The 8662-nt window shown below is 67.8% G+C and carries 9 protein-coding genes; 2 read left to right on the top strand and 7 right to left on the bottom strand.

Features of this window, described 5'->3' with window-relative positions; all coding sequences use genetic code 11:
• From ACN5KJ_RS20305 to ACN5KJ_RS20280, 6 genes are all read right to left on the bottom strand, one after another.
• Positions 1 to 1682, bottom strand: a 1682-nt coding sequence (locus tag ACN5KJ_RS20305) for a copper resistance system multicopper oxidase (RefSeq protein WP_418596011.1), incomplete at its 3' end; no start/stop codon positions are given.
• A gap of 139 nt (positions 1683 to 1821) precedes the next feature.
• Positions 1822 to 2172 (bottom strand): DUF3147 family protein, encoded by a 351-nt coding sequence (locus ACN5KJ_RS20300; RefSeq protein ID WP_043219156.1) that lies wholly within the window; start codon positions 2170 to 2172, stop codon positions 1822 to 1824.
• A gap of 19 nt (positions 2173 to 2191) precedes the next feature.
• Positions 2192 to 2638 carry a DUF411 domain-containing protein gene (locus tag ACN5KJ_RS20295; protein WP_418596009.1) on the bottom strand — a complete coding sequence of 149 codons (447 nt, stop codon included), beginning with the start codon at positions 2636 to 2638 and terminating at the stop codon, positions 2192 to 2194.
• 21 nt (positions 2639 to 2659) lie between these two features.
• Positions 2660 to 2929 carry a heavy-metal-associated domain-containing protein gene (locus ACN5KJ_RS20290; protein ID WP_061338562.1) on the bottom strand — a complete coding sequence of 90 codons (270 nt, stop codon included), beginning with the start codon at positions 2927 to 2929 and terminating at the stop codon, positions 2660 to 2662.
• Positions 2930 to 2939: 10 nt separating this feature from the next.
• Positions 2940 to 5357, bottom strand: a complete 2418-nt coding sequence (locus ACN5KJ_RS20285) for a heavy metal translocating P-type ATPase (RefSeq protein WP_418596006.1) — start codon at positions 5355 to 5357, stop codon at positions 2940 to 2942.
• On the bottom strand, positions 5344 to 5547 hold the full coding sequence (locus tag ACN5KJ_RS20280) for a DUF2933 domain-containing protein (protein ID WP_106443497.1): 204 nt from the start codon (positions 5545 to 5547) through the stop codon (positions 5344 to 5346). Before ACN5KJ_RS20280 ends, ACN5KJ_RS20285 begins: the two co-directional genes overlap by 14 nt.
• A 145-nt stretch (positions 5548 to 5692) precedes the next feature.
• Between ACN5KJ_RS20280 and ACN5KJ_RS20275 the strand changes: the two genes are divergently transcribed.
• Positions 5693 to 6376: a heavy metal response regulator transcription factor gene (locus ACN5KJ_RS20275; RefSeq protein ID WP_110776435.1), complete on the top strand. Its 684-nt coding sequence runs from the start codon at positions 5693 to 5695 to the stop codon at positions 6374 to 6376.
• Positions 6373 to 7737: a heavy metal sensor histidine kinase gene (locus tag ACN5KJ_RS20270; protein ID WP_418596003.1), complete on the top strand. Its 1365-nt coding sequence runs from the start codon at positions 6373 to 6375 to the stop codon at positions 7735 to 7737. The genes ACN5KJ_RS20275 and ACN5KJ_RS20270 overlap by 4 nt, the downstream gene beginning before the upstream one ends.
• Before the next feature lie 8 nt (positions 7738 to 7745).
• Here ACN5KJ_RS20270 and ACN5KJ_RS20265 read toward each other — a convergent pair.
• On the bottom strand, positions 7746 to 8662 hold a 917-nt coding region (locus tag ACN5KJ_RS20265; protein WP_418596001.1), incomplete at its 5' end, for an ATP-binding protein.

The following is an 8662-nucleotide window of genomic DNA, read 5'->3' as shown; positions in this document are numbered from 1 at the left end:
GGCGGCATGTCGATGGTGTGCTTGCGCACCTGGAAATTGCCGTGTTCGTCCTCCAGATCGCTCCACAGCCCGTGCAGGTGGATGGGGTGGTGCATCATGGTGTCGTTGACCAGGACGAAGCGCACCCGCTCGCCATACTTGAGGCGGATTGGCTCGGCGTCGGCGAAGGGAATGCCGTCGAATGACCAGGCGAAGCGCTCCATATGGCCGGTCAGGTGCAGTTCGATGGTGCGCGTCGGCTCACGGCCGTCCGGATCGGCGAAGGTGCTGTGCAGGTCGGCATAGGTCAGCACGCGCCGGCCGTTATCGCGCAGGCCTATGCCGGGATCGTCCAGCTTGGGCACCGGCATCATGGTCTGCATGTCCACCAGCGGATTGTCGGTTTCGCTGGCCGGATGCGCCTGCATGCCGCTGCCGGACGAGCCGTGGCCCATGGCGGCGTGGTCCATCTGGCCATTCATCCCACTCTGATTCATCGCGCCATGATTCATGTCGCCATGCCCGGCGTGAGGATCGTCACTCTGCACAGGCGCAGCAGCCTGGCCATGGGCGGAATGATCGCCATGGCCCATGTCTTCCATGCTCAGTTCGGGGCGCGGATCGGGCTCGGGTACCGGCGCCTGCAAACCATCGCGCACGGCCAGGGTGCCGCGGGCAAAGCCGCTACGGTCCATGGACTGGGCGAACAGGGTGTAGGCGTCCTGGCTGCCGTCCGGCTCGACGATCACGTCGAGGGTTTCCGCCACGGCCAGGCGCACTTCGTCCACCAGCACCGGTTCGACGTTCTGTCCGTCCGCGGCGACCACGGTGAGCTTGAGGCCGGGGATGCGGAAGTCGAAGTAGCTCATCGCCGAGCCGTTGATCAGCCGCAGGCGGATGCGCTCGCCTGGCTGGAACAGGCCGGTCCAGTTGCCGTCCGGTGCATGGCCGTTGAGCAGGTAGGTGTAGGTGGCACCGCTGATGTCGGCCAGATCCGTCGGCGACATGTTCATCTTCGCCCAGGCCCAGCGTTCGCTGATGGTGTCGGTCCAGCCGTTGTCGGCGACATCGTCGATGAAATCGCCAAGCGTACGCCGGCCCCGGTTGTAGTAGTCCGAGCGCTTCTTCAGCTTGGCCAGCACCCGTGCCGGGCTTTCGTCGGTCCAGTCGGAGAGGAACACCACATAGTCGCGATCGTAGCTGAACGGCTCCGGCTCCTTGGGATCGATGATCAGCGCGCCATAGACGCCCAGCTGTTCCTGAAAACCGGAGTGGCTGTGGTACCAGTAGGTGCCGCTCTGGACGACCTTGAAGCGGTATTCGTACATGCCATCCGGCGCGATGCCGGCGAAGCTGAAGCCGGGTACGCCGTCCATGTTGGCCGGCAGCAGGATGCCGTGCCAATGGATGGAGGTGTCGTGGGGCAGCCGGTTGCGCACGCGCAGAGTCACGGTGTCGCCCTCGCGCCAGCGCAACAATGGGCCGGGGATGCTGCCGTTGATGGCCATGGCAGTGCGGCGCTTGCCGGTGAAGTCCACGCTCATGGAGTCGATGGTGAGGTCGAACTCGGTGCCGCTGAGCACCGTCGGCTGACCTGGGCTGGTCAGCGCCCAGACGGGCTGGCGCCACAGCCCGAGGCCGGCGACGGCACCGCCGGCAGCCAGGCTTTTGACGAAGGTGCGCCGGGATTGGTTGGCGTGCATGTGGATCCTTTGCGGGTTTGTTCAGGCACTAATTGCGCTGCGCTTAGCGCAGCAATAGAGCAACGATAACCGGGCCGAGCTGACCACTGGCTGAGCGGAACATTACGCTTCTGTCAGCTGGCAACCGCCGTGCGCGTGGCTAGAGCAGCTGTACGCCGAAGCGCCGCAGCAACAGCGCTAGCAGGCCGAAACAGGCGACGGTCAGCAGGGCGCCGGCCAGCAGCGCGGGCCAGAAGCCCAGCCGCGCCAGCAGGCGTGGGAACAGCAGGAACATCGGCAGCGTCGGCAGCACGTACCAGAAGGTGTACCAGGCATGATTGGCGATCTTCTCCAGCGGTTGGCGCTCGACATAAAGCCAGATCATCGCCAGTACCGTGATCAGCGGCAGGGCAGCGAGAAAGCCGCCGAGCCGATCGCTGCGCTTGGCGACTTCCGATACCAGCACCACCACGGCAGCGGTAAGCAGGTACTTGGCGATGAGCCAGCCCATCGGCGTGCCCGCCTGCGGCTCAGCGCTGCAGCTGATCGCCCTGGTACTCGCCGAGCACCATGTCGCGCCCCTCGCGGGTCAGGCCGATGACCTGGTAACGCTGCTTGGCCTGTCCATAATCCATGCCAGGCGAGCCGGCGGGCATGCCCGGTGCGGCGACGCCGAGCAGGTCATCGCGCTGCTGTAACTCGCGGATCGCTGCCACCGGCACGTGGCCCTCGACGAACTTGCCGTCGATCACCCCGGTGTGGCACGAGCCCAGCCGGGGTACGACCCCGAGGCTCTGCTTGACTGCCGGCATGTTGTTTTCCACATGGTCGCGCACCTCGAAGCCGTTGGCTTGCAGGTACTTGATCCAGTCCTTGCAGCAGCCGCAGTTGGCGTCGCGATGCACGTCGATGACCGTGGCGGCCTGGGCCATGCCCGACATCAGCAGGGCGGTGAGCGTGACGAGGTACTTGTTCATGCGCATTCTCCAGAGCGTGTGTCAGCGGCAGCAGCAGCCAGAGCTGCCGCCGCAGCCGGTTTTCTTCGCCGGCGCGGCGGCGGCCTCGGCGATGGGTTCTGCCGGGTAGCCGGCTTCGTCGAGGGCGGCGACGAGCGCCTGGGGCTCGGCGTCGCCGCGGACGCGGACGATACCGCTGGCCAGTTCCACGTCGACCTGTACGACGCCATCGAGTGCCGCAAGGGCGGCGTTGACATGGCGAACGCAGGAGCCGCAGCTCATGCCGGTGACCTTCAGCGTAGTGGTGTTCATGGCGATCTCCTCAGTGGCCTGGCTCGATGCTCGACCTTGACATCGTGGCAAGGTCAAGCCCTCCGTCAACATCGGCGTTGCGCAGGCGCAGCGCGTTGAACACCACCGAGGCGGAGCTGACGCTCATCGCCAGCGCGGCGATCATCGGCGATAGCAGGTGACCGGTCAGCGGGTAGAACAGGCCGGCGGCCAGCGGGATGCCCAGGCTGTTGTAGAGAAAAGCGAACGTCAGGTTCTGGTGCATGTTGCGCACCGTCGCCACCGACAGGCTGCGCGCGCGCAGGATGCCCAGCAGGTCGCCCTTGACCAGGGTGACCTGGGCGCTGTTCATCGCCACGTCGGTGCCAGTGCCCATGGCGATGCCGACGTCGGCGCGCGCCAGCGCCGGTGCATCGTTGATGCCGTCGCCGGCCATCGCCACGCGGTGCCCGGCTTGCTGCAGGGTGGCGGCCAGGCGCTCCTTGTCCTGAGGCTTGACCTCGCCGTGCACCTCCTCGATGCCCAGCTGGCGCGCCACCGAGCGTGCGGTGGTCAGCCCGTCGCCAGTGGCCATGACCACCCGGACGCCATCGGCCTGCAGCCGCTCGACCGCCAGGCGCGAGGTTGGCTTGATTGGGTCGGCCACCGCCAGCAGCCCGGCGAGCGTTCCGTCGACCGCCAGGTACATGATGCTCACGCCTTCGGCGCGCAGCGCTTCGGAGCGCTGGCGCAGCGCGCCGCTGTCGACGCCGCCTTCATCGAGCAGCGCGGTGTTGCCGAGCAGCAGGCCGCGGCCGGCGACCCGCCCGCGCACGCCGATGCCCGAGGCCGACTCGAACTGTTCGACCGGGCTCAGTTGCACGCCGGTCTCGCGGGCGCGCTCGACGATGGCGTGGGCCAGCGGGTGCTCGCTGCCCTGGTCGAGGCTGGCCGCCAGTTGCAGCACCTCGTCCTCGCCGAAGCCGGGCGCTGCGACCACGCTGTGGAAGGCCGGGCGGCCCTCGGTGAGGGTGCCGGTCTTGTCGACGATCAGCGTGTCGATCTTGCGCAGGTTCTCGATGGCGCTGGCATCGCGGAACAGCACGCCGCTGCCGGCGGCCTTGCCGGTGGCGACCATCACCGACATCGGCGTGGCCAGGCCCAGCGCGCAGGGGCAGGCGATGATCAGCACCGCCACCGCGTTGATCAGGCCGAACACCCAGCTCGGCTGCGGGCCGAACAGGCCCCAGCCGAAGAAGGTCAGCACGGCGATGGCGATCACGACCAGCACGAACCAGCCGGCGATCAGATCGGCCAGGCGTTGCATCGGCGCGCGGCTGCGCTGGGCCTGGGCGACCATTTGCACGATCTGCGCAAGCATGGTCGCCGAGCCGACCTTCTGCGCTTCCATCACCAGGCTGCCATGGGTGTTGAGCGTGGCGCCGATCAGCGTGTCGCCGCTGCGCTTGGTCACCGGCAGCGGCTCGCCGGTGAGCATCGACTCGTCCACCGCGCTTTCGCCCTCGAGCACGCGACCGTCCACCGGCACTTTCTCGCCGGGGCGCACGCGCAGGCGGTCGCCAAGGTGCACGTGGGTCAGCGCGATGTCCTCCTCGCTGCCGTCGGCGTTGATCCGTCGCGCGGTCTTCGGCGCCAGGCCGAGCAGCGACTTGATCGCCGCCGAGGTCTGCGAGCGCGCGCGCAGCTCGAGCATCTGGCCGAGCAGCGTCAGCGAGATGATCACCGCCGCCGCCTCGTAGTAGACGCCGATGCGCCCGTTTTGCAGAAAGGTCGCCGGGAACAGCTGTGGCGCCAAGGTAGCCGCCACGCTGTAGACATAGGCCGCGGCGGTGCCGAGGCCGATCAGCGTCCACATGTTCGGGCTGTGCTGGCGGATCGACTGCGCCCCGCGCACAAAGAACGGCCAGCCGGCCCAGAGCACCACCGGCGTCGCCAGCACCAGCTCGACCCAGTTCTGCGTGGTGCCGTGGAACAGCGCCAGCGAATGCCCGGCCATCGCCAGCAGGGTGACGATCACGGTCAGCGGCAGGGTCCACCAGAAGCGCCGGGAGAAATCGCGCAGCTCGGGGTTCTCCTGCTCCTCCAACTCGGGGATCACCGGCTCCAGCGCCATGCCGCACTTGGGGCAGGTGCCGGGGCCGATCTGGCGGATTTCCGGGTGCATCGGGCAGGTATATTCGGCAGCCGGATCGGCCACGGCCGGCGCCACCGCGGGTTCGGCACTGGCGTAGCGCTGCGGCTCGGCGACGAACCGGTCCAGGCAGCGCTGGCTGCAGAAGTGGTAGTCGCGCCCGCCATGGCTGGCATGCAGTGGGCTATCGCCGGCCACCGGCATGCCGCACACCGGGTCCTGTTCGGTCGCGGTTTCGGCAGAGTGGGGTGGATGCGAATGGTGGGCGGGATGGTGATGCGCGTGTGCGTGGTTGCCGGGCTGGTCAGCGGTCGCCATCGTGGCCTCCGTGCCTGTGGCCGAACAGATGCATGAGCGGGCAGAGCAGCAGGATCAGGTAGGGCAGTACTTCGGCGGTATGCGTCAGATGTTCGCGCACCAGGTAGAACAGCCCGATCATCGCCAGCATCAGCAGTGCGATGCCGGCAGGGCTGCGCCAGAAAGGCTGGGGAGTTCCGCTGCGTTGCATGGCCGGCCTCCGGAATGGGATGGTTTCACCATAGTCCTCGCCGCCTTACGCAACGCTGATAGAAAGATTACGTTTCTGTCAGTTGATGGCGTGCCGGCCGTTGTGGCTGCCACACTTCGCCCATCGCCGAGCCGAGGAAAGGGACATGAAACTGCTGGTCGCCGAAGACGAGCCCAAGACAGGCATCTACCTGCAGCAGGGCCTGAGCGAGGCGGGGTTCACCGTCGACCGGGTCACGACCGGCACCGACGCGCTGCAACACGCGCTGAGCATGCCCTACGACCTGCTGATCCTCGACGTGATGATGCCGGGGCTGGATGGTTGGGAAGTGCTGCGCCTGGTGCGTGCCTCCGGTCGCGAGGTGCCGGTGCTCTTTCTCACTGCGCGCGACCGTGTCGAGGATCGCGTGAAGGGGCTGGAGCTTGGCGCCGACGACTATCTGGTCAAGCCGTTCGCCTTTTCCGAGCTGCTGGCCCGTGTGCGCACCCTGCTGCGACGCGGCAACGCGGCGGCATTGCAGACCCAGCTGAAGGTTGCCGATCTGGAGGTCGATCTGCTCAAGCGCCGCGCCACGCGGGCTGGCCAGCGCATCGACCTGACCGCAAAGGAATTCGCCCTGCTGGAACTGCTCCTGCGCCGGCGCGGCGAGGTGCTGCCCAAGTCGCTGATCGCTTCGCAGGTGTGGGACATGAATTTCGACAGCGACACCAACGTCATCGAGGTGGCGATCCGCCGCTTGCGGGTGAAGATCGACGATGGCTTCGAGCCCAAACTGATCCATACCGCGCGCGGCATGGGCTACATGCTCGACGAGCCGGACCCGTCATGACGCGGCTGTCGCTCACGGCGCGGCTGAGCCTGATGTTCATGCTCGCGGTGACCGGCGTGCTGGCGGCCGCGGGGTACTTCTTTCACCAGCTCAGCGAACGCCACTTCAACGAGCTGGACCAGCACACCCTGCACGAGAAGCTTCGCGCCGGCGAGGCGCTGCTCGGCGAGCTGCAGGCTGATGATGACTTCGAGCGGCTGCGTCCGCGGTTGCAGGCCCTGCTCGGTGGCCACAGCGAGATAAGGGGGTTCGTCTTCGATGCAGCGGGGCGCCAGCTGTTTCCCGAGCCGCTGCCAGGCGGGGCCGACCCGAGCCTGGTCGCGCTGGCCGCTGAGCGTGATGGCGAGCTGTCGCTGGATGGGCGCCTCTGGCGCGCGGAGGTGACGCAGGTGCCGGTCGGTCAGACAGCGCTGACGCTGCTGATCCTGCTCGATGTCACCGTGCACAAGGCGTTCTTCCATACCTTCAGCGGCTGGCTGTGGGGCGCGCTGATACTCTGCGCGGTGCTCAGCGGCCTGCTCGGCTGGCTGCTGGTGCGTAGCGGGCTGCGACCGCTGCGCGACGTCACCCAGGTGGCCGCCTCCGTCTCGGCCAAGTCGCTGCGCGAGCGCATCCCCGACGAGTCGACACCGGCCGAGCTGCAGCAGCTGGTGCAGGCTTTCAACGCCATGCTGGCGAGGCTGGAAGACGCCTTTGTGCGGTTGTCGAACTTCTCCGCCGACATCGCCCACGAGCTGCGCACGCCGCTGAGCAATCTGATGACCCACACCGAGGTGGCGCTGACCCGCGCGCGCACGCTGGACCAGTACCAGGACAATCTGCATTCGAACCTGGAGGAGCTGCAGCGCATGTCGCGGATGATCGACGACATGCTGTTTCTGGCCAAGGCGGACAACGGGCTGATCGTGCCGGACGCCAAACCCGTCGTGCTGGAGGCGTTGTGCACGCAGCTGCTGGACTATTACCAGCTCTCGGCCGACGAGCGCGGGGTGCGCTTCGAGCTGTCCGGTGGCGGTACGATTCAGGGCGATCTGTTGATGCTGCGCCGGGCGTTGTCGAACCTGCTGTCCAATGCGCTGCGCTACACCCCCGACGGCGAGCGCATCCGGGTGGCCATCGAGCGCGGCGCGGGCCAGGTGACGCTTGAGGTGAGCAATCCCGGCGCGACCATCGCGCCCGAGCATCTGGAGCGATTGTTCGACCGCTTCTATCGGGTCGATCCGGCGCGCCGCGAAGGCAGCCCGAGCAATGCCGGCCTGGGGCTGGCGATTACCCGCTCCATCGTCCAGGCCCATCAGGGTGCGATCGGTTGTACGTCGCAGAAGGGCTGGACGTCCTTCCGCCTGGAATTCCCCGGCTAAGCGCCTGCTCAGCGCTGCAACGGCACCGTCAGTGATACGCGCAGGCCGTCGGCCTGGCTGTCGAAGGCGAGGGTGCACTCGCAGCGTTGCGCGATCGCCTGGACGATGGCCAGGCCCAGGCCGCTGCCGCTGCTGGCGGCGTGTCGCCAGAAGCGCCGAGTCAGGTGCTCGAGATGCTCGGCGGCGATGCCCGGCCCCTGATCGCGTACTTCGAAGCGTACTCGCCCGGCTTCAGGCTGCAGAGACAGCGTGACGGCGCTGCCCGGCGCGGTGTGGCGCTGGGCATTTTCCAGCAGGTTGCGCAGCGCGGCGATGGCCAGCACCGGCGGCATCGCCAGCGGCGTGTCGGGCAGGTCCGCCGGGACCTGCAACAGGATTGGCGCGCCGTCACCGCCACTGGCGTCCTGAATCGCCAGTCGCGCGACCTCGGCGGCCGTGCACTGCAGGCCATCGTCGAAATCCAGACTGCCTTCTACCCGGGCCAGCAACAGCAACTGCTCGAGCGTGCGCTGCAGGCGGTCGGCGCCGGCCTCGGCGTTCGCCAGCGCCTGTTCGGCGGCGGCGCCTTCGGTCATGCGTGCTACCTGCAGGTGGGTCTTGATCGCCGTCAGCGGGCTGCGCAGTTCGTGGGCGGCGTCGCCGGTCAGCCGGCGTTCGCGTTCGATGGCCTGGGCGATGCGCTGGAACAGCTGGTTCTGCGTCTGCACCAGCGGCAGCAGCTCCGGCGGCAGGCCTTCGACCGGCAAGGGTTCGAGGGAGTCGGCGCTGCGTCGGGTCAGTGCCTCGCGAATCCGCCGCACGGGCGCCAGCCCTCGGCCCAGGCCAAGCCAGAGCAGACCCAGGCTGCCGAGCAGGGCGACCGCCACCGGCAGCGCCGCCGCCAGCAACACCGAGCGTTTCAGCGCGGCACGCTCGTCCAGACGGT

It is taken from the genome of Ponticoccus sp. (in: a-proteobacteria), assembly GCF_048381735.1.
Note: the sequence above shows the minus strand (reverse complement) of the source record. Positions and strands in the feature narration are given on the sequence as shown.

Excerpts from the sequence above, each read along its gene's own strand:
- ACN5KJ_RS20300 (WP_043219156.1), bottom strand. The coding sequence starts at position 2,172 with ATGGGCTGGCTCATCGCCAAGTACCTGCTTACCGCTGCCGTGGTGGTG.
- ACN5KJ_RS20295 (WP_418596009.1), bottom strand. The coding sequence starts at position 2,638 with ATGAACAAGTACCTCGTCACGCTCACCGCCCTGCTGATGTCGGGCATG.
- ACN5KJ_RS20290 (WP_061338562.1), bottom strand. The coding sequence starts at position 2,929 with ATGAACACCACTACGCTGAAGGTCACCGGCATGAGCTGCGGCTCCTGC.
- ACN5KJ_RS20285 (WP_418596006.1), bottom strand. The coding sequence starts at position 5,357 with ATGGCGACCGCTGACCAGCCCGGCAACCACGCACACGCGCATCACCAT.
- ACN5KJ_RS20280 (WP_106443497.1), bottom strand. The coding sequence starts at position 5,547 with ATGCAACGCAGCGGAACTCCCCAGCCTTTCTGGCGCAGCCCTGCCGGC.
- ACN5KJ_RS20275 (WP_110776435.1), top strand. The coding sequence starts at position 5,693 with ATGAAACTGCTGGTCGCCGAAGACGAGCCCAAGACAGGCATCTACCTG.
- ACN5KJ_RS20270 (WP_418596003.1), top strand. The coding sequence starts at position 6,373 with ATGACGCGGCTGTCGCTCACGGCGCGGCTGAGCCTGATGTTCATGCTC.